Raw genomic sequence first — 18,764 nt, forward strand, 5'->3', positions numbered from 1 at the left:
CGGCTCAAGCTGCATGAGATCATCCTCGGTTGACGTCACCTGCAAACCTCTATGTGCCGTCTTGGTTCCTAGACCGGCATGCCTTCAGAAGCCATGGCGCGCGGCCGAGCGGCAAGTTTGGCCTCCTTACCGGCTTCAAATCATGTCACAAGGTCCGCCAATGTCGCCGTCGGCTGATCAATCGGCGCCTTGATCCGCTTACGTCTTGGGGAACAGATATAGGAAACCTATGAGCCATCCTACCGTACCGGCCTGGGCCGCGCTGCTGGCTTTTGCCTTCACCTTGCCAGCTTCGGCTGCGGACCTGGAACACGGGAAACGTGTCTTCCGCTCCTGCGCCTCCTGTCACGCCATCGAGACAGACCGGAACGGCTTCGGGCCACATCTGAAGGGCGTGGTCGGCAGAAAGGCAGGCTCCCTTCCTGATTACAATTATTCACCGGCCATGCGGGCTGCCGGCGAAAGCGGTCTGGTATGGAACGAGCAGGCGCTGACAGAATTCCTTGCCGACCCCAAGGGAAAGGTGCCCGGCAACAAAATGCGCTTTTGGGGCCTTTGGAAATCGGAGAGCGACGACCTCATCGCCTATCTGAAAGCCCATCCGTGAACCGGACGAGCCACACCCGGCTCAATCCCGAGAAATCGTTGCAAGGTCAGTCTGCAGGACTCACTTTGGAAGGTGATGCGGGTTGAGGCCCGGGACCCACTCCGTATTGGGCATCTGCGTTCCGGTATAGGTGAGGCCGCTTTCGGTCTTGCAGTGATAAATCCGCACCGGCATGCTGTCGCCATACAGGATGTCGTAGCGCCCGCGGTGCTGGTAAACGTCGGCGATCTCGGTGGTGCATGTATAGGCATCCGGTTTCACCCGGCTCCTCTCCGGCACCACTCCCGGAAGATCCTTGAAATAGGTCTGCGACGACCGGAGGAAATCGGTTGTCTCGGCGGCCGACGCTGCCATGGGCGCGAGCGTCGCTAGCATCAGCGCAACCAGCATGATGACCGGCAAAATCCAGGCGCCCTTGAGCATCGATCCATTCCTCGTTCGCAGAAGTTTCAGCCTTGGAGATATGTGCGCCCTGTCGTCCATTCCATGGGCCGCAGCCCACATTTGTGTGATTGCGGGCAGTCAGTCCAGACGACGGTAGCCGGTCGGCCGATCATAGAGCCAGCCGATCCGTTCGATTGCCGCATCGAGGTTTTCACGCGCCACCGTCATCGTGTGGCCATTGGCATGCAGCAAGGTGCTGTCATCCTCCATCATGCCCACATGTCCCTTCCAGAAGACGAGGTCGCCGCGGCGCAGCTCTTCCCGGGTAATGGCCGTGCCGATCTTCGCCTGCATGTCGGAATCGCGCGGCGCCTGCTTGCCGACCATCATCAAGGCCAATTGCACGATCCCGGAACAGTCAATGCCGAAGCCTGACCGACCGCCCCAAAGATAGGGGGTTTCCAGGAAAGTCTCGGCGACGGCGAGATAGTCATTCCCCAGGGTGTCGCCGATAGCCAGGCAGTGACGGGCGATTACCGCCTCTCCGCTCGGCAGCGTCAGATAGCGCGTGCCGCGGGTTTTGGCCTCGCCGACGATGGTAATGCGGCTCCCCATGGAAAGCACAGCTGTCGGCGGCTTGCGAAGTTCCGGCTCCGGATAAACAAAGGTCCGCGGCACGGAAACCAGATGGGTCGGCTCTTGCGGGAGACCAAGCATGGTTTCCGGCAGATAACCGACATAGCCGTCCTGATCCGCCTGAAGCCAGGCAAAACCGCCGGCGCGATCAAAAACCCGCACCGTTTCGCCCAAAAGCAGTTCGGTATCGATCCCGCAGGCCAGATCCGGAGAGGCACGCAACGGCGCGACCGGGACAGTGATCCGCGCCGGCTCGCCGCGCACATAAGTGCCGGCGCCGACGCGACCCTTCAGGGCCTCATCGGCCAGATCGGCGCGGAAGGCATGCAAACGTCTGTCGAGTATCTCCGTCATCCCTGTCCTCGTCCTGCCATTCTTTTCAACGCCGCCCTTCCTGGATCACCAGATCGCCGAGCTTTTCCAGAAACAGCGCTCCGGCCACGGTCCGCTTGATCACCACATTGCGGCGATCCCGCTCATCACGCTGGCGGTCGACCAGCCCCATTTCGCCCATCGTATCCAAGGCGCGGGTAATCACCGGCTTGCTGACCCCCAGCGTTGCAGCCAAACCACGAACCGTGTGCGGCGGCGGCACAAGGTAGATCTGCAGGAGGATGGACATCTGGCGCAATGTCAGGTCGCGCCCGTCGCGGCGAACCTGCTCCAGCGACACCCTGTGCCATAAACCCAATGCTTCCGTCGCCGTCAGTTCAACCGGCATGACCACCTCGACCAAATCCGTGGCGATCTTAAGGTAAAGGACTTACCGGTTGGTTGCGGAGGTGGGCTATCCCGCCTGCATCTGGCGGATCACGCGATAAAGCGCCCGTATGGCAAAGGCTTCGCCGCCGACCGGCGCATGCGGCTTTTCCGCCAGAACCCAGGCATAGATGTCGAAATGCGCCCAGCGCTTGGTGGCGGTGACGAAACGCTTGAGGAACAGGGCGGCCGTGATGGAGCCCGCCATGCCGCCCGAAGGCGAATTGGTGATGTCTGCGGCCCGCGCGCGTATGTCTTTGTCATAGCCCATCCACAATGGCAGCCGCCACATGGGATCGGCCTCCTGTCGTGAAGCCTCCATGAGATCCCGCGACAGGTCCTCGTCATCGGTGAAATAGGGTGCGAGTTCGGTGCCGAGCGCCACACGCGCCGCACCCGTCAGGGTCGCCATGTCGATCATCAGGTCAGGCGGAGTTTCGTCCGCATAGGCCAGCGCGTCGGCAAGCACCAGCCGCCCTTCGGCATCGGTATTGTCGATCTGCACGGTGATGCCCTTGCGGCTCCTGTAGATATCCCCTGGACGGAAGGCGTTGCCGGAGATCGAGTTCTCGACCGCCGGAACGAGAACCTGGAGGTCGACCTTGAGACTGGCATCCATGATCATCAGTGCGAGCCCCATCACATTGGCCGCACCGCCCATGTCTTTCTTCATCAGCGCCATGTTGGCAGCGCCCTTGATGTCGAGCCCGCCCGTGTCGAAGCAGACGCCCTTGCCGACCAGCGTGATGCGCGGATGGCCCTTTTCGCCCCAGCGCAGTTCCAGCAGGCGGGGCGATGAGACACTCGCCCGGCCAACCGTATGGATGAGCGGAAAATTGTGAGCGAGAAGATCGTCGCCGACAATCGACGTAACCGTTGCGCCATAGTGCTCGCCAAGCGCCCGGAATGCCGCTTCAAGCTCCGCCGGCCCCATGTCGTTGGTGGGAACATTGACGAGGTCGCGGGCGAGAAAGACGGCGGCGAGCTGGCGCTCAATCTCGCCGCGATCAACTCCGGGCTGCAGGGACAGCTGCACATCCCTGTGCTTGTCGGCGCGGTAGCGGCCAAAGGAATAGGTGCCCAGTCCGTAGCCGAGGGTCAGTTGGGCCGGCCCTAGACCAGCCGATTCTATCCGCCAATTCCCTTGCGGCAGGAGCCTGGACAATTTGCCCGTGGCAAAGGGAGCCTCTGCCGGATCGGACCCGAGGCCGAACAAGGCACTTGCGACGTCACCTTGCGGGCCCGGCACCAGAAGGAAAGATCCAGAATCCGCCTTGAAGCCCGCGGCTCTTGCCCAGGCCAGGGCGGCCGGATCTGTGCTGCCGGCTTCCAGATCCTCCGGCGTCACGGCATAAACGGGCTTACCGGCCACTCCCTCGGCGCTGAAAGGGGATGGACGGTCGATGTAGTAGTAAGGGCTCATGGGCAGGCTTCTCGCAGGACTGGATCGGCCGAGGAATCGGCTGTCTTAACGGTCTATTAGGGTTAACAGTTTATTTCTGGAGTGGAAATGCGAGACTTGCCGCAGGCCCGCTCGAAAGACCGGACGCGGCACCGGACCCACGAGACCAGCATCCATGACCGCTTCTTTCGCCCTGTTGCCAAACAAGATCCGCCTCGTGCGGACCACTGCCTTCGCGCTCGTGGCTCTTTCGGTTGCCGGCTGCGCCAGCACAAAGCGTGACGTGGAAACCACGGGGTCGATCCCGAAAGTATCGACATCTTCTTCGTTTGAAGCCATGAACAGTGCAGAGCTGGCGAATGCCGAACAGTCCATCGGCGCTGCCTACGGCCGAGAACCGAAGAACAGGGATGTCGGCATGCGTTATGCGACCCTGCTCGGCATGACGGGAAAGCATGCGCAGGCGCTGGCGGTGATGCAGCAGGTGGCGATCGCCAATCCGGCCGATCGCGAGGTTCTGGCCGCCTATGGCAAAGCGCAGGCCGCAGCCGGCCAGCTCGAACAGGCGCTGGCAACGATCAACCGGGCCCAGACGCCCGATCATCCGGACTGGCGGCTTTATTCGGCGGAAGGGGCAGTTCTCGACCAGATGGGCCGCTCCCAGGAGGCTCGCACCAAATATCGCCAGGCGCTCGACACAAAGCCGAACGAGCCGACGGTGATGTCCAATCTCGGCATGTCCTACGTGCTTTCGGGCGATCTGAAGACGGCCGAAACCTATATGCGCAATGCCGCGACACAGCCGCGGGCCGATAGCCGGGTGCGGCAGAACCTGGCGCTTGTCGTCGGTCTTCAGGGCCGCTTCTCGGAAGCCGAGGATATTGCCCGCAAGGAGCTTTCGCAAAGCCAGGCGGATGCCAATGTCACCTATCTGCGCTCGATGCTTTCCCAGCAGAATTCCTGGGCGAAGCTCGCCGACAAGGACGGCAAGCCCAAGCCGAACACGAACTGATTACTTCAGAACCATTCTAAATTTGCCGCAATTGCTTCCTTAAGTCCTTCATCACATCGGGGACATGGGAAATGCATAAAATCTGGAAGCAGTCGGCGACGCTGCTCGGTGTTTCGATCCTGGCGATGGCAGCCTATCTAGGGCTCCTGCAGATCAACGGGAACTTCCATGAAGTTCTCCCCGGCGAGCTTTACCGGTCGGCCCAACCCACGCCGCATCAGCTTGCCGACTATATCGAGCGCTACGGCATCAAGACGGTGATCAACCTGCGTGGGCCGAGCCAGCGGGCATGGTACAAGGACGAGGTCGCCACGGCGGAGCGCCTGGCGGCGCAGCATGTCGATTTCCAGATGTCGGTGAGACGCCAGCTAACGCCCGAAGAAAGCCAGCGCTTGATCGCGCTGATGCGCGACGCGCCGAAGCCGATCCTGATCCACTGCCTGGCAGGCGCCGATCGGACCGGACTGGCATCGGTCATTTACCTGCAGCAGATCGCACATATCGACGAAGATACGGCCGAGTGGCAGCTTTCGCCGATCTACGGCCACCTGAACCTACCCTTCCTCAAGGCCTATGCCATGGACGAAACCTGGGAGGGGCTGGAACAGCTGCTGGGGATCGAGAGCCGGGATCTCGGCTGAGCGCCCCCTAGAAGCGGTCGGAGACCTGAATTCCGGCCGGGCCGAGGATGACGGCCACAAGCACAGGCAGAAAGAACAGGATCATCGGAACGGTGAGCTTCGGGGGCAGAGCCGCGGCCTTCTTTTCGGCCTCGTTCATGCGCTCGTCGCGCCCTTCCTGCGCCAGAACGCGCAATGCCTGGGCAACCGGGGTACCGTAGCGTTCCGCCTGGATGAGCGCCTGGGCAACCGCCTTGACGATATCGAGCTGGGTTCGCGTGCCGAGGTTTTCGAGCGCCATCCGCCGGTCCTGAAGAAAGGACAGTTCGGCCGTGGTCAAAGCCAGCTCTTCCGCCAGTTCGGGCGACTGGGTACCGATTTCCTCCGTCGCGCGACGCATGGCAGCTTCGATGGACATGCCGGATTCGACGCAGATCAGCATCAGGTCCAGCGCATCAGGCCAGGCGCGGCGTATCGACATCTGGCGTTTCTTGACCCGGTTGGAAATGTAGATGTTCGGCGCATAGAAGCCGACATAGGCAAAGCCGATGGCAGCCACCATGCGGATCGCGAAGGGCTTGCTCGCCAGATTGCCGAGCACGAATATCCAAACCACCGCCGCTGCCAGGAAGAGGAAGGGCAAAAGGAACCGTGCCAGAAGGAACATGTTGAGTGCGTTCTGGGTGCGCAGGCCAGCGGCGCGAAGCCGGTTCATCGTATTCTCGTCGACGAGCGCCTTTCGCAGATTGAAGCGCTCGACGATCTGGCGGACGGACTGGTTGTTCTGGGTGCGCAACGTCGTTCTTGACTGCTCGGCGTTCATCCGCGCCCGTTCGCGCGCGCGGATCTGCTCGCGCTCCGTCGAAACCGCCTTCATCCGCTTGTCGAGATTGCCCCGTTCCAGGAAAGGGCTTGCCAGCGTGTAGAAGGTGGCAAAGACCGCGATGGCGACAAGCAGGGCGAGTAGGGTAGTCGGCTCAGTCAAGGTGGCGGCAAGTTCCTTCACGATCCCATGTCCTCAGATGTCGAAATTGATCATGTTGCGCATGACAAGGATGCCGATCGACATCCAGATGCCCGACCCCACCAGGATCATGTGGCCTCGGGGATCGGTGAAAAGCACGGTCATGTATTGAGGCGAGGTGAGATAAACCAGCAGGGAAACGATGAAGGGCAAGGCACCGATAATGACGGCGGATGCCTTGGCTTCCATGGATAGAGCGCTGACCTTGGCCTTCATCTTCTTGCGCTCGCGCAACACACGGGCCAGATTGCCGAGCGCTTCCGAAAGATTGCCGCCCGCCTGGCTCTGGATGGCGATCACGATTGCAAAGAAATTGACCTCCGACAGCGGCATGGTCTGCATCATGCGGAAGCAGCCTTCCGGAATGCTGAGGCCGACCTGCTGCGATTCTACCACGCGGCGGAATTCAGTCTTCACCGGCTCCTGACCATCTGCCGCGATCAGCCGCAGAGCGTCGTTCAGCGGCAGGCCCGACTTGATGGAGCGCACCATGACGTCGAGCGAATTGGGGAATTCGACCAGAAACTTGTTCTGGCGCCGCTTGATCAGGAAACCGATGATCCAGCGCGGCAGGCCGAGGCTTGCAACAAAGGCGCCACCGAGCGAGGTCAGCATGGAAAGGCCAGCAATCAGCGCGACGAGGAAGATGAACAGGCCAAGCGCGGCGCAAAGCATGTAGAAACGGCCGGGCGTCAAGGACAGGCCGGTCTGCGCCAGACGCGACTTGAGGCTTCGATCGCCGATCTTCTTGTTCTTTTCCGCCTGCTTCTTTTCCAGTTCCTTCAGCGAATCCTGCACGGACTTGCGGCGCTTGGACAGCTCCTGCACCCGGTCGCGGGCGGACTTCATCCTGTCGAGATCGCCTTCGGCCATCTTGACGCGGCTGAGGCGTGCGTCGGCCTTCTTCTCGACCTCCATGCGGGAGAACAGGAAAGCATAGCAGAGCGCGCCGGCGGCCACGGCCACCAGTGCGATAATCGCCACGACATTGATATCCATCCCGAACATGCGTCGATGCGCTCCTGACGCTTAGCTCTTGCCCGTTTCCATGGCATCCAGTGCGGCAGCAAGCCGCCGGTCTTCGTTGTAATAGCGGGCCCGATCCCAGAAATGCGGCTTGGCGATGCCGGTCGACACATGGCGGCCTATCAGCCGGCCGTTTGCATCTTCACCCTCGATTTCGTAGCGCATCAGATCCTGCGTCACGATCACGTCGCCTTCCATGCCGACCACTTCGGTGATCTGGGTAATGCGGCGCGAGCCGTCGCGCAGGCGGGCCGCCTGGATGACCACATCGACCGAGCCGGTGATGATTTCGCGCACCGTCTTGGCAGGCAGGGTAAAGCCGCCCATGGCAATCATGGATTCCATACGGCTCAGGCATTCACGCGGAGTATTGGCGTGGATCGTTCCCATCGATCCGTCATGGCCAGTGTTCATGGCCTGCAGCAGATCGAAGACTTCGGGTCCGCGCACTTCGCCGACGATGATCCGCTCGGGCCGCATGCGCAGGCAGTTCTTGACGAGGTCGCGCATGGTGATCTCGCCCTCACCTTCGATGTTCGGCGGGCGGGTTTCGAGACGCACCACATGCGGCTGCTGCAGCTGCAGTTCGGCCGTGTCTTCGCAGGTGATGACCCGCTCCTCCTTGTCGATGTAGTTGGTCAGACAGTTGAGGAGCGTCGTCTTGCCCGAACCGGTACCGCCGGAAATAACGACATTGCAGCGCACCCGGCCGATGATCTGCAGAAGCGTGGCGCCTTCCGGCGTGATCGCCCCGAACTTCACCAGCTGATCGAGGGTCAGCTTGTCCTTCTTGAACTTACGAATGGTCAGCGCGGGGCCGTCGAGCGACAGCGGCGGGGCGATGACGTTTACACGCGAGCCATCGGGCAGGCGGGCGTCGCAGATCGGCGAACTCTCGTCGACGCGCCGGCCGACCTGACTGACGATGCGCTGGCAGATGGACAAAAGCTGCGAATTGTCGCGGAAGCGGATTTCCGACTCGATCGTCTTGCCGCCGACTTCGATAAAGGTCTGGCCGGCACCATTGACCATGATATCGGCAATGTCGTCGCGGGCCAGGAGCGGCTCCAGCGGACCATAGCCGAGAACGTCGTTGCAGATATCCTCGAGCAGTTCCTCCTGCTCGGAAATCGACATGGCGAAATTCTTGATGGTGATGATGTCGTTAACGATGTCGCGGATTTCTTCGCGCGCACTTTCGCCATCTAGCTTGGCCAACTGCGACAGGTCGATCGTGTCGATCAGCGCCGAAAAGACCTGGCTCTTCGTATCGTAATAGACTTCCGTGCGGGCCGTGCGCTTGCGCGCTGCAGGCGCCTGTGGGGCCAAAGGCGGCGCCGCTATAGGCTGACGCGATGAGGCCGGTTCGCGGATAATCTCGGCCAGGACCTCTGGCACTGCGGCACTGACTGCCGGAGATGGCGCAGGGGCAGGCGGCGGCGCGAAGCCGACGCTTTTTCCAGATCCTTCGTTTCCGCGTTTACCGAACATGCTGCGTTCCAGTTCCTGATGCCTTCGCGAGACTATTTACGTCCGAGCATGCCGAGCATTTTGCCAAGCCCGCCCTTCTTGACCTTCTTAAGCTGTCCCCTGCCCGTCACCACATGGGCGATCTGCGAAAAGGTTTCGGCAGCCGAAGACTTGGCGTCCATTTCCGAGATCATCCGGCCGCTATTGGCCGCATTGCCGAACAGCTGTGCGTCGAACGGCAGGATGGCGATCGGCTCCATTTCCAGCGGCTCGATGAAATCACCCGGCGCGATTTCCGGACGCTTCGGCATGCCCACCTGGTTGAGGATCAGATGCGGCGCGCGGTCGTTGGGCCTCAGCTTCTTCAGGGCGTCGAGCATGTTCTTGGTGTTGCGCAGGTTGGCCAGATCGGGCGCCGCGCAGATCACCACTTCATCGACCTCGGCCAGAACCGAGCGGGTCCATTCGGTCCAGCCATGCGGCACGTCCAGCACCGCAACCGGCGCACTCCGCTGCAGCAGTTCGATGATCGGCAGGAAGGCGCCGCTCTCGAAATCATAGGCCCGATCGAGCAACGAGGGTGCGGCCAGAAGCGAGAGATGTTCGGAGCATTTAGTCAGAAGGCGATCCAGAAAGACTTCATCGAGGCGCTCGGGCGCAAAAACCGCCTCGGCAATGCCCTGGGCGGGATCCTGGTCGAAATCGATATTGGCCGTGCCGAAGGGGAGGTCGAAATCGGCGAGGATGGTTTCCGTCGAAAACAGCGTCGAAATTCCAAAGGCACAGTTATGGGCGATGGTGGACGCACCGACGCCGCCTTTGGCACCGATCACGGCGATGGACTTGCCGACGGGTTCGGCTTCGGGATCCACGAAGATCGCCGAGATCGAGGCGAGCAGATCGGCCATGGAGACCGGACCGACGAGATATTCCGAAATACCGTTGCGGATCAGTTCGCGGTAAAGCGCGATGTCGTTATAGCGCCCGACGATAATGACGCGGGTGGACGGATCGCAGACTTCCGCCAGCGGTGCGAGTTCGTGAATGAGGCTGTCCGGCTCCGCGTCGGTCTCAAGGACGATCAGGTTGGGCGTCGGCGCGGAAGCGAACATATTGGCGGCGGCAGCCACCCGGCCGCTGGTCACCCGCAGATTGACCTTGGACAGCCGACGGTCGCGCGACATGCGGTCCATCGTCCGTTGCATGGCTTCGCTTTCGCAAAAGGCATGGATGGAAATGCGCGGCAGCGGCCGCAGCGATTCCATCTCGCTGACCCGCTCGGCATCGTTGCTGAGGCCATCCTTTGATTCGGTCTCGTGCCGAATGCTATAGTCGACCGGGGTCATCTTACATGTCCTCCAGCTCGGTGGCGCTTTCACGATAGCGCTTCATAGCCTGACCGCGCTGTTCCGCATCAGCTGGCGTCATCTGGCGCGGTCCGAGAAGATCATTGGGATTAGCGATCTGAGCTGCAAGGTTGCTTTGGCTTGCGCAACCGAAATTATAGTAATTCTTGTTCTCGATCATGTTCAGGGTCATATCTTCAGGCCACTGTCCGCACGGACCAGTGTGAGCGGAAACGGCACGATAAGTCAGCCGGATCGGTGCCGCATCGTCGAAGTGGCTCGGCGCAAAACGGGCCTGCAGAATCTTCGCCTTTGGAACACCCATGCGAACCAGAAGCCGCCTGATATCGCCGGCAGCCGCAGCGGCGGCACCCGAATTGGCGGAATCTTGGGGAGTGATGATCTGGATGATGCCTTTGGAGGAGCGCATGTATTCCGCAGCGAAACCTGCGACAACCTCACTTTGGCCCCGGACCAAGCCGGAGTCTCCTGCAGCGATCGGAATGTCGATGGACTTCTCGCCTTCTGAAACGACTATCGCATGCCTCGTTCGATAATCGTCTGGGAGGGAGCCGGTCGTCGTTCTGTCGGCATTGGCGCAGCCGGAGACAAGTGCGGCAAGACCAAGCAGGGCCGCAGTCGCAGACAAGTTTGGCCTTACCTTTAAAGGCAATTGTTCCCTAGGCCTTACGGATGACGCGTAAAAGCCCGAAGCGGATCCGCTCTTATGTCTTTGTGGCTCACAGGTCATTTGTAGATGAATCCGACGTTGCCTTCATAGGGAAGGTGTGGGGCTGGGCTGTCCTTGCGGCCATAGATCTTGTTGACGTGGCCGAGGAAAACGCTGGCTGTGTCTCTGGCCGGATTGAAATTGTCGTCCGGCCTTGCCAGCTGGTTACGTCCGACGGGCCGCACGAGATAAGGAGTGGCGATAATCACAAGCTCGGTCTCAGTCCGCTCAAGCGTCTTTCCACGGAAAAGCGCGCCGAAGAGCGGCAGCTTTGATGCTCCAGGCGTACCCGTCATGCCTTGCGATATGTCGTCCCGGATCAAGCCCGCTAACGCCATTGATCCGCCGGAAGGAAGTTCAACAACGGTCTCGGCATCACGCTTGCGGTATTCTACTCCGCTTGTCGTGGTAGATACCGGTTCCGACACCCGCGTCTGAATGCGCAGGCTGATACGGCCTGAGGACAAGACCGTTGGCGTGAAGCCGAGCGAGATGCCATATTCATAGGGTGTCACGGTGGTAACACCGTCTACACCCGTTGTTGTGTAAAGCCGTTCGCCACCAGAATTGAAGGTCGCTGATTGCCCGGACGTCGCCGTCAGAGTTGGCTCGGCGAGCGTGCGGATGGCGCTTGCCTGCTCCAGCGCACTGAGAGCGGTTTCAATCCCCATGCGGCCGATGGAACCGGCGATGGTGCCCGACAATCCAGCGCTGCCAGCTCCGACCGTCAGCACGTCCAGACCGGTATTTGAGGTGGCGTTGCGGGTAAATGTATTGTCGAAGCCAAGCTGCTTCAGGACTTCGCGGCGCACTTCTGCAACCGTGACCTTCAGCGTCACCTGGTCCTCGCCCTCTATCGTCAGCATGTTGACGATCGAGGAGGTCTGGCGGGCTTCGGCGAAAATGTCGCCGTCGCCGTTATTGCCCTGAACCGTGATGTTGCGGGTGGTGGCTTCACCGCCCTTGAGGAAGGCCGTTGCCAGCTTTTCGGCTTGCGACGAATCCTGAGGCGTGCGCACCGTTCCCGACAGCACAATATTATCGGAGATGATTTCGACCTTGATCTCGGAATCCGGCAGGAAACGCCGCAGGTTCTGCTGCAGGCCGGAAATGTCGCGCTCAATCTCTACGTCGAGGCTGACGATCTCTTCGCCATTGGCACCGAACACGAATATGTTCGTCTGGCCGACCGTCTTTCCGAACAGATAGATGCGGCGGGACGTCCGCGTCACCGCATCGGCCATGGACGGGTCGGCCACCAGGATATCATGAGCATCGGCCGGCAGATCCACCACCAGAGCCTTGTTAAGGCCGAGCTCCAGCCGCCTTTTGACGCCTGGTCCGCCTTCGTTTATGCGGATGAGGTTCGTGTCACCCGCCACGGCGCTCGCCACGCCAAGGCCGAGTGGAGCGAAGCCGCCGGGAGTGCCGGAGAAGGCCAGGCAGAAAGCCAGGCCGGCTGAGGCGGAGCTACGAAATTTAGCCTTAAGACTGCTCACTTGCCGCTCCGTTCACTTCGTCTGCTGTGTCGTCGTGCTTTTGACGATCGACCCGGATTTGATAACCTGTATTTCTGCCTTGCCGCCGCCGTGCAGCAGATAGTCGGCTGAAGTCGTATCGGCCTCCTGCGCATCTGCGACTGAGCGGAGGGCAAGGGTGAGCCGCTCCGCCATCTGCTGGGCAACGGCAATGACCTTGGCCTGGTCAGGCGTCAGCTCCAGCGTGGCAGTCGTGCCGACAACCGACTTGCTTCCGTCAGGCGCTTCCTGAATCTGCTGATCGATGGCCAGCACTCGGACATTGTTCAGAACGTTTTCCGTCACCAGGCCGTTACCGTCCTTGGCATCGCGGACCATGATGATGTCCACCCGGTCGTTGGGCAGAACGAATCCGCCAGCCCCGGTGGCAACGGAGATCTCCGTCGCAACCGCCCTTTTGCCCGAGGGAAGCAGAGAAGACATAATGCGGCTGGAAGAGTCGGCGATCTTTTCCGCCCGAAGCGGCTCGCCCTTGAAGATCGGCAGCCGGACGACCGACCCCACCAATTCCGTGACGGCATCGGGACGGCTGTCATTGGTGATGAAACCCTCGGCAAGACCGCCTTTCGGCCACTCCAGCCACTCGACGGTTTTGTCGTTCAGGCGGCTTCCGACCGGCAGGTTTTCAGATGAAACGAGCACCTTAACCGTCGGCTCGCGCTGGATCACGGTCTCGACGAGTTCGGGAGCCTTGGCGCCGGAAAGGTTCATGGCCAGCATGCCGGCAAGGCCTGCTGCCACAACCGCAACGGCGAGAATCATTAAGCGAGCAGGTTTCATGACCTTCCCCGGAGGAATTCAATTTCTCTCCGGAGAATGGCCTGCAATGGTGTAATTATAGTTAACGAAGCGCTTACGTTCTAGGTTAATACCACGTTAATACGTCTTCTGGCCTTCAGCCCAGGGCATGCATAGCCCATTGAACGATCGGCGCCTGATCGAAGGTGAAAAATCCGCCAATCGCAATGGCAATACCATAAGGCACCTTCTTGGCCGTCGCCATGGAGGCTGGCAGCGGTACGCCCATGGCCATGACCGTATGGGCCTGAGAGCGCATCAGCAGGAAAAGCAATGTGACCCCACCGCCGGCATAGGCCACCGTGATCAGGAAAACGACGAGAGAGTGATCGAACCCGAACCAAAGGGCCGTCGCTGTCAAAAGCTTAGCGTCTCCGCCGCCCATGATGTTGAAGGCGAAAAGCGCGAAGCAAACGGCAAACACTGCTGAAGCGGCGAGCACGCTCAAGCCGATGGCAGACCAAGCGAGGCCGGAGAAAGGTGCGAGGATCAGGAACAAGGCAACCATCGCAAGAGAGAGCTTGTTTGGAATGGTCATGGTCAACAGGTCGCTCACGGCAGCCAGTGCCAAGCAGAACGGCACGATCATACAGACGGTTAAGACCATGTCTGGTAAAGCTCCTACCCGTGCGGCCCTCGGACTTCCTCAGGCGTAAATGGTAAGGCCGCCCCCTGAAGGGCGGCTTACATCTCTACAGATTTACGTTGCGATGCCGACAGATCTATAAGACAGTTCGAAAGACTTACGGCGTTGCATTTGGGCCAACGCTATTGAGCTTGGTCGCCAAGCGACTAAACTGGTTATTCAACGCGCCGCCCAGAGTGGTAGCGCCGGCGATCAGGGCAACAGAGATGAGAGCAGCGATAAGACCATATTCAATGGCGGTCGCGCCGGACTCATCTTTCATGAAACGGGCAAAAATCTTAGACATGGAAATCCTACTCCACACGATGTTGTTCAGCACTCCCGACAACTGTTTCCGCTGTTCGGATGCCGTGAAAGATACTAAGGGAGGATTGCCATCGCCTTAATAAAGAACGTTACCAGGACCTTAACGGTTGGGTGCGACATCTTGTGGTAAACCTTGTATCAAAGAGTTCCGGAGGTTTTTAACATTCGCTAAAAGGCCTGCGTACCAAGGTCTCTCCCATCGATCCCAAGCCGATCTGCCGTTACCAAAGGCAGGTCGCGGGGAGGTCAATGGTGCCTCCAGCGCTCGGCTGTTGCCGCTTAAGCTTTGATTCACCATTCCAGGGCATGCTGAACCTCGAAATCCTCATTCCAAGGCCATACAATGGTATCGCGCAGTATCTTCGCTGTTTTTGTCTGCATGTTCAGCCTTGCGCACGGGAGCCTCAGCCCCGCCATGGCCGCAGATCAGCAGCTGCTTCGCGTGTTCATGAACCATGCGCGCGTACTGAAGCTCGACCGTCCGGTTGCTAAAGTGATCGTCGGCAATGCTGAAGTGGCCGATGCCACGGTCGCAGACCCGAAAACCATTGTTCTGACCGGCCGCGCATTCGGTACCACCAATCTCGTTCTTCTTGACGAGGAGGGCAATGCAATCGCCGATGAGCGCATCCTTGTCTCCATTGACGAGGGCAATACCGTGCGGGTTTACCGCCAGACCGATCGCACCGTGCTTTCCTGCACGCCGAATTGCGAACAGCATGCCACCTTCAGCAATACAACGGGCGCTGCCGCCGCTACCTCGCCTTAATCAGGGACATTCCGCTCAATTGCGGCCAGTCGCTGAAACGGAATTTCAATAAACGCTCCCTACGATCCTTCTCGCTCGTACCGGCTTCGGACAGGACCAATGCGTCAGGATCATGCGGAAACCACCAGCGGCTCGACCGCATGCCCAAAAGGCAAGAGAGCCTGGTGGCGCTTCGCCAGATCGAAAGACGGCGCGGCAGCGATTGAATTTGCGATCCTTGCAATCCCTTACTTCCTGATCGTCTTCGCGATCATCGAGACATTCGTGGCTTATACCGGCGAACAGCTGGTCGGCAATGCCGTCGATACCATGGCTCGCAAGCTTCGGACCGGCAACATCACTGTCGGGCATAATCCCGCCACAGATAAGGACCGGGACCAATTTCGGCAGCAATTCTGCAACGAGATCTCGATCCTGATCAAATGCAGTGCGCAGGAAGTCGCGACACCCGACAAGCTCTGGCTGGACGTGCGCAGCTTTACAAGCTTTGCCCAGATTCCCACCACAGTGCCGAGGAATCCTGCCAATTCCACTTACGGAGAGCTTGATACAAGCTCCTTTGCATATTCTCCCGGCGGCCCTAAGACCATCAACATGCTGCGCGCCTATTACAAGTGGGACGTGATGACCGACCTTATCCGGCCGTATATCAGCAATGTGCGACCAACCGACAGCTCCCGCCCATATTACTTCCTGATCGTCGAAACTGCGGCCTTCCAGAACGAGGATTACCCGTGATGGGATGCGAGCCTGAAACACCCATAGGACAGCCCGGTCCGATTCGGCGCATCAGGGAGTTGCTGGCGGACCGCAGCGGCGTCGGCGCAGTGGAATTTGCGCTCATCGCCCCGCTTCTGCTGTGCCTCTACATCACGGCCTTCGAGCTCACCATCGGGCTGAGCGTTTCCAAACGCACGACCCGAACGGCAAGCACGATCGCCGACCTAGTAACGCAGCAGACAGCTGTCACGCCGACCGTGCTGGCAACGATGAAGGATGTGGCAAACAGCATTTTTGCGCCCTATACGCCGCAGAACCTCAGCATCAAGATTACCGGCGTCACCATCGGCACGGGCGGCGATCCGACCGTGAAATGGTCATGGGATCAGGCGAACGGAAGGCCTTATCCGGCTGGCTCCGCGGTTGCCGTACCTGCCGATATGCGCAGCCCCAGTACCTTTCTGGTTCGCGCCGAAGTGTCCGTCACCCACCAACTGTTCATGGTCATGCCCGGACTGCTGCCAAGCAGCCTGCAGACGATCACCCTTAGCCGGCAATACTATTATCGCCAGCGGGTCGGCTCAGAGATTACATGCACCGGTTGCTGACTTTTCCTTGCCCTTTACCCCCCGCCCTTTGCCAAGTCACTCTCGCGACTATATGTAACGCGATCCACGCCGGCTGACGGTTCGGCGGGAGAGGCTCCAACTTGTCCGGGTGATCGATGGCGCGTGCCTTCCTGTTCGTTCTCGATTCTTTCGGCGTGGGCGGAGCTCGAGACGGTGCCGACTATGGTGATCTCGGCTCCGATACGCTCGGCCATATTGCGGAATTCTGTGCTGCCGGTGCTGCCGACCGGGCCGGCTTGCGGCAGGGTCCCCTGAACCTGCCCAACATGTCGTCGCTCGGCCTTCTCGAAATCGCCAAGCTTGCCGGCGGCGACTATCCCTTGGGCATGCCACTGCCCGAGCGGATTTTCGGGCTGCACGGAGCAGCCGAGGAGATTTCGCGCGGCAAGGATACACCTTCCGGCCACTGGGAAATTGCCGGTACACCCGTCATGTTCGACTGGGGCTATTTCCCAAGCGAGGGGCCAGCCTTCCCGCCGGATCTCGTGGAAGCCATCTGTCGCGAAGGCGATGTCGCGGGCATTCTCGGAAACTGTCACGCATCGGGAACCGAAATTCTCACCAGACTGGGAGACGAGCATATCCGGAGCGGCAAGCCGATCTGCTACACGTCCAGCGATTCCGTATTCCAGGTTGCCGCCCATGAACAGCATTTCGGGCTGGAGCGCCTGCTGGATTTCTGCCAAGTCGTCCGCAGGCTTCTAGATCCGCTGAATATCGGCCGGGTCATTGCCAGGCCCTTTGTCGGGGAAACGCCGGCGACATTCGAGCGAACCGGCAATCGCCGGGATTTTTCCGTGCCGCCGCCAGAGCCGACACTGCTGGATAGGCTGGTGGAGGCAGGCCGCAACGTCCATGCTGTCGGAAAGGTCGCAGATATCTTTGCACATCAAGGCATTTCCCGCGTCGTCAAGGCAACTGGAAACACGCAGCTGATGGAAGCCACATTGGCGACGATGGGGGAAGCGGCGGACGGCGATCTCGTTTTCACCAATCTCGTCGATTTCGACATGCTCTACGGCCACCGTCGGGATGTTGCCGGCTATGCAGCAGCACTGGAGGCCTTTGATCGCAGCCTTCCGGATGTTCACCGAAGGCTGCAACCCAGCGACCTGGTGGTTCTGACAGCTGATCACGGCTGCGACCCGACCTGGCGCGGCACCGACCACACCCGAGAACGCGTGCCGATCATGGCTTTCGGCCCGGGTATCCGCTCGCGTTCGGTCGGCCTGCGCCCCACCTATGCGGATATCGGCGAGACCATTGCGGCGCATCTCGGCATCGCTGCCGGCACGCATGGATGGAGCTTCCTGTGACTGATCCCCTCCTCAAAGCCGAGATCCACTGCCATATCGAAGGCGCCGCGCCCGTCAGCCTCGCCTTGGCGCAGGCGGAAATGTACCGAGTCGATATCAGCAAGATCGTGAAGGACGGGCGCTATGTCTGGTCGGACTTCTCGGAATTTCTCCTCTGCTACGACGCCGTCGCCAGCCTCTTCAGGACCGAGGCGGACTATGCCCTGCTGACCGAAACCTATCTGACGGAACTTGCCGCCGCCAACACGATCTACAGCGAGATCATCGTCTCACCCGATCATGGCGACCGGATCGGGCTCGGCGCTGACGCCTATCTCGCCGGCATCTGCGACGGCATCCATGCGGCACGCGAGAAAGTCGGGATCGAGACCCGCATTATCGTCACCGGCGAACGTCACTTCGGCCCGGAGCGCGTCATCGCCGCGGCCGAATATGCTGCACGGGCCGGGAATAGCTTGATCACCGGCTTCAACATGGCCGGCGACGAACGGATGGGCAAGGTTGCCGATTATGCCCGTGCCTTCGATATCGCTCGTGATGCGGGACTTGGGCTGACGATCCATGCTGGCGAAGTCTGCGACGCCTCGAGTGTCCAAGATGCGCTCGACCTGGTGCGGCCATCGCGGATCGGCCACGGGGTGAGGTCGATCGAGAACCAGGCCGTCGTCGAAAGGCTCGTTGAGCACAGCACGGTGCTGGAAGTCTGCCCCGGCTCCAATATTGCGCTCAGCATTTATGCGGACTTCGGCCACCATCCCCTGCGGGATCTTATGGCCGCGGGAGTGCGGGTCTGTCTCAATTCCGACGACCCGCCTTTCTTCCGGACATCGCTGGCGCAGGAGTATGAAACAGCCGCGGCAGTGATGGGCTTCAGCGAAGACGAGATCAACGGAATGACGAGAACGGCCATCGAGGCAGCCTTCGTCGACGAGGAAACGCGCTCACGGCTTTTGGCAAGGCTCCAGGAGGCAAGCGGCGCCAGCGCCGAGACTGGGGATGAGCCGGCGAAACAGGTCTGACGACTTG

At 60.3% G+C, this 18,764-nt stretch carries 21 protein-coding genes; 8 read left to right on the forward strand and 13 right to left on the reverse strand.

Translation table 11 applies throughout. The features are described 5' to 3' along the window. The first annotated feature begins 229 nt into the window (after positions 1–229). Entirely contained in the window at positions 230–607 is a 378-nt protein-coding gene (locus E2F50_RS14590) for a c-type cytochrome (RefSeq protein WP_133316885.1), read from the forward strand. Positions 608–667: 60 nt separating this feature from the next. On the opposite strand, the gene E2F50_RS14595 is transcribed toward E2F50_RS14590, so the two are convergent. The 4 genes from E2F50_RS14595 to E2F50_RS14610 all read right to left on the reverse strand — a co-directional run bounded on the left by E2F50_RS14595 (position 668) and on the right by E2F50_RS14610 (position 3,809). Further along, positions 668–1,030 (reverse strand): hypothetical protein, encoded by a 363-nt coding sequence (locus E2F50_RS14595; RefSeq protein WP_133316886.1) that lies wholly within the window; start codon positions 1,028–1,030, stop codon positions 668–670. 99 nt (positions 1,031–1,129) lie between these two features. After that, positions 1,130–1,981 (reverse strand): C40 family peptidase, encoded by an 852-nt coding sequence (locus tag E2F50_RS14600; RefSeq protein WP_133316887.1) that lies wholly within the window; start codon positions 1,979–1,981, stop codon positions 1,130–1,132. A gap of 25 nt (positions 1,982–2,006) precedes the next feature. Further along, entirely contained in the window at positions 2,007–2,348 is a 342-nt protein-coding gene (locus tag E2F50_RS14605) for a MarR family transcriptional regulator (RefSeq protein WP_133316888.1), read from the reverse strand. A 66-nt stretch (positions 2,349–2,414) separates the two neighbouring features. Continuing rightward, positions 2,415–3,809, reverse strand: coding sequence for a leucyl aminopeptidase family protein (locus E2F50_RS14610; RefSeq protein WP_133316889.1), 1,395 nt, complete (start codon positions 3,807–3,809; stop codon positions 2,415–2,417). A gap of 154 nt (positions 3,810–3,963) precedes the next feature. On the opposite strand from E2F50_RS14610, the gene E2F50_RS14615 reads away from it, so the two are divergent. Both E2F50_RS14615 and E2F50_RS14620 read left to right on the forward strand, forming a co-directional pair. Then, on the forward strand, positions 3,964–4,800 hold the full coding sequence (locus E2F50_RS14615; protein ID WP_133316890.1) for a tetratricopeptide repeat protein: 837 nt from the start codon (positions 3,964–3,966) through the stop codon (positions 4,798–4,800). Positions 4,801–4,871: 71 nt separating this feature from the next. Next, the gene (locus E2F50_RS14620; protein ID WP_133316891.1) at positions 4,872–5,441 is read left to right on the forward strand and encodes a dual specificity protein phosphatase family protein; all 570 of its coding nucleotides are present in this window, start codon (positions 4,872–4,874) and stop codon (positions 5,439–5,441) included. 7 nt (positions 5,442–5,448) lie between these two features. On the opposite strand, the gene E2F50_RS14625 is transcribed toward E2F50_RS14620, so the two are convergent. From E2F50_RS14625 to E2F50_RS14665, 9 genes are all read right to left on the reverse strand, one after another. Next, on the reverse strand, positions 5,449–6,429 hold the full coding sequence (locus tag E2F50_RS14625; RefSeq protein ID WP_133316892.1) for a type II secretion system F family protein: 981 nt from the start codon (positions 6,427–6,429) through the stop codon (positions 5,449–5,451). Between the two features lie 9 nt (positions 6,430–6,438). After that, entirely contained in the window at positions 6,439–7,452 is a 1,014-nt protein-coding gene (locus E2F50_RS14630; RefSeq protein ID WP_133316893.1) for a type II secretion system F family protein, read from the reverse strand. A 21-nt stretch (positions 7,453–7,473) separates the two neighbouring features. Continuing rightward, positions 7,474–8,961, reverse strand: a complete 1,488-nt coding sequence (locus tag E2F50_RS14635) for a TadA family conjugal transfer-associated ATPase (protein ID WP_133316894.1) — start codon at positions 8,959–8,961, stop codon at positions 7,474–7,476. Between the two features lie 32 nt (positions 8,962–8,993). Continuing rightward, positions 8,994–10,286, reverse strand: coding sequence for a CpaE/TadZ family protein (locus tag E2F50_RS14640; RefSeq protein WP_133316895.1), 1,293 nt, complete (start codon positions 10,284–10,286; stop codon positions 8,994–8,996). A gap of 1 nt (position 10,287) precedes the next feature. After that, a complete protein-coding gene (locus E2F50_RS14645) occupies positions 10,288–10,935 on the reverse strand; it encodes a CpaD family pilus assembly protein (RefSeq protein ID WP_245515418.1) in 648 nt (215 codons plus the stop codon). A 98-nt stretch (positions 10,936–11,033) separates the two neighbouring features. Further along, complete coding sequence (locus E2F50_RS14650; protein ID WP_133316897.1) at positions 11,034–12,515, reverse strand: type II and III secretion system protein family protein; 1,482 nt, start codon at positions 12,513–12,515, stop codon at positions 11,034–11,036. 12 nt (positions 12,516–12,527) lie between these two features. Then, positions 12,528–13,334, reverse strand: coding sequence for a Flp pilus assembly protein CpaB (cpaB, locus tag E2F50_RS14655; RefSeq protein ID WP_133316898.1), 807 nt, complete (start codon positions 13,332–13,334; stop codon positions 12,528–12,530). A gap of 115 nt (positions 13,335–13,449) precedes the next feature. Further along, a complete protein-coding gene (locus E2F50_RS14660) occupies positions 13,450–13,959 on the reverse strand; it encodes an A24 family peptidase (RefSeq protein WP_133316899.1) in 510 nt (169 codons plus the stop codon). Positions 13,960–14,095: 136 nt separating this feature from the next. Continuing rightward, positions 14,096–14,284, reverse strand: a complete 189-nt coding sequence (locus E2F50_RS14665; protein ID WP_133316900.1) for a Flp family type IVb pilin — start codon at positions 14,282–14,284, stop codon at positions 14,096–14,098. A gap of 399 nt (positions 14,285–14,683) precedes the next feature. Here E2F50_RS14665 and E2F50_RS14670 point away from each other — a divergent pair, with 399 nt between their 5' ends. From E2F50_RS14670 to E2F50_RS14690, 5 genes are all read left to right on the forward strand, one after another. Beyond that, complete coding sequence (locus E2F50_RS14670) at positions 14,684–15,073, forward strand: pilus assembly protein N-terminal domain-containing protein (RefSeq protein ID WP_133317122.1); 390 nt, start codon at positions 14,684–14,686, stop codon at positions 15,071–15,073. 99 nt (positions 15,074–15,172) lie between these two features. Further along, positions 15,173–15,811 carry a TadE/TadG family type IV pilus assembly protein gene (locus tag E2F50_RS14675; protein ID WP_133316901.1) on the forward strand — a complete coding sequence of 213 codons (639 nt, stop codon included), beginning with the start codon at positions 15,173–15,175 and terminating at the stop codon, positions 15,809–15,811. Then, positions 15,811–16,401, forward strand: a complete 591-nt coding sequence (locus E2F50_RS14680) for a TadE/TadG family type IV pilus assembly protein (protein WP_133316902.1) — start codon at positions 15,811–15,813, stop codon at positions 16,399–16,401. Before E2F50_RS14675 ends, E2F50_RS14680 begins: the two co-directional genes overlap by 1 nt. A 116-nt stretch (positions 16,402–16,517) precedes the next feature. Next, positions 16,518–17,738, forward strand: coding sequence for a phosphopentomutase (locus tag E2F50_RS14685; RefSeq protein WP_133316903.1), 1,221 nt, complete (start codon positions 16,518–16,520; stop codon positions 17,736–17,738). Then, positions 17,735–18,757, forward strand: a complete 1,023-nt coding sequence (locus E2F50_RS14690; RefSeq protein ID WP_133316904.1) for an adenosine deaminase — start codon at positions 17,735–17,737, stop codon at positions 18,755–18,757. The genes E2F50_RS14685 and E2F50_RS14690 overlap by 4 nt, the downstream gene beginning before the upstream one ends. Positions 18,758–18,764: the final 7 nt, after the last annotated feature.

This window comes from Rhizobium deserti (genome assembly GCF_004358025.1).
Classification (GTDB): domain Bacteria; phylum Pseudomonadota; class Alphaproteobacteria; order Rhizobiales; family Rhizobiaceae; genus Neorhizobium; species Neorhizobium deserti.